We start from the raw sequence: 1188 nt of genomic DNA, 5'->3' as shown, positions 1-1188 counted from the left end.
ACATTTGAGAATTACATTGGTCTATCAAATAAACGACTGACACGATTACATCTTAACGCCAAAACATTTGACTATTATGATAGTAATACAGATGAATATATTAGTGTAAAGACATTAAATACCCAAACAGCCTCAAGGATTGAAAATCCAAAATCAATAGAAAATACATTAAATACATATATTTCAAAAATAGATAGTTATAATGGTGATGAAAAAGGGTTAATAAGAATTTCACCAAAACAAATTAAACAGAAGACATTGGAATTGGGTGTTCCAGAAAAAACCAATAAAGCACAATGGGATGCTATTAATGATTCTATCAAAAATGCATCATCAAAAAATATAAAAGTTAACATCACTATTGTTGAGGAATAATTAATGCTTTTATCTAAAAAAAATGAACTAGAGGCAAGTGTTTATTATAATGGTGATTACTATATTTTAGTCACCTTTTCTGGATGCTCAATTTATATAATGGATTTAAAAAAAGGCTATAAAGTTTTACCTAATGATATTATTGATGAAGAATTAGGTTATTATGCAAAAGTCGCACTGATTAAGAGCGAACAGATTAAAGGGAATTCAGATAAGTTTCATCAAATGTATAATGATAAAAAAATATATCAAGACTGGGTAAAAAAAATCATTAAAGAGTATGATTATAAAAATAAAACAGCTCTATTTGAAAATATGATGCTATGTGCTTTAAGTGTCTCTGATGGAAAAATCACTATTAGTCCAAAAAACCATTTACGTATGGATCATTGGGTAGGTGAGGGAATACCCNAAAAATCATTAAAGAGTATGATTATAAAAATAAAACAGCTCTATTTGAAAATATGATGCTATGTGCTTTAAGTGTCTCTGATGGAAAAATCACTATTAGTCCAAAAAACCATTTACGTATGGATCATTGGGTAGGTGAGGGAATACCCGATAGTGCAATTATTACATTAAAAACCAATTGTAGTGACGAGGATTTAGGTGCTTCAATAAAAGAAGCATTTACGCGTTGTATTAGTCGTAAAATTTAAATGGATACTAAATAAAAATAATTATGCTAATAATTAACAAAGAATAGCAATAATTACCTGAACTTTATATTGACGGAAAGCTAACGATTGATGTGCCTAAAGGTATATCTGAGGATATTAAAGCCCAAAAAGAGCAATCACTAGAACAGGCATT

Annotated in this window: 3 protein-coding genes; all 3 read left to right on the top strand. The window is 28.6% G+C overall.

Annotated features, from left to right (window positions below):
• On the top strand, positions 1 to 375 hold a 375-nt coding region (locus B6258_RS13570), incomplete at its 5' end, for an endonuclease toxin domain-containing protein (RefSeq protein WP_206073630.1).
• A 3-nt stretch (positions 376 to 378) separates the two neighbouring features.
• A complete protein-coding gene (locus B6258_RS13565; RefSeq protein WP_099075715.1) occupies positions 379 to 843 on the top strand; it encodes a contact-dependent growth inhibition system immunity protein in 465 nt (154 codons plus the stop codon).
• Positions 840 to 1034 (top strand): contact-dependent growth inhibition system immunity protein, encoded by a 195-nt coding sequence (locus B6258_RS13560; RefSeq protein ID WP_240531589.1) that lies wholly within the window; start codon positions 840 to 842, stop codon positions 1032 to 1034. The genes B6258_RS13565 and B6258_RS13560 overlap by 4 nt, the downstream gene beginning before the upstream one ends.
• Positions 1035 to 1188: the final 154 nt, after the last annotated feature.

This window comes from Proteus alimentorum (assembly GCF_002607735.1).
In the GTDB taxonomy this organism is placed as follows: domain Bacteria; phylum Pseudomonadota; class Gammaproteobacteria; order Enterobacterales; family Enterobacteriaceae; genus Proteus; species Proteus alimentorum.
The sequence above is the reverse complement of the archived record's forward strand: the minus strand, read 5'-3'. Positions and strand labels throughout refer to the sequence as shown.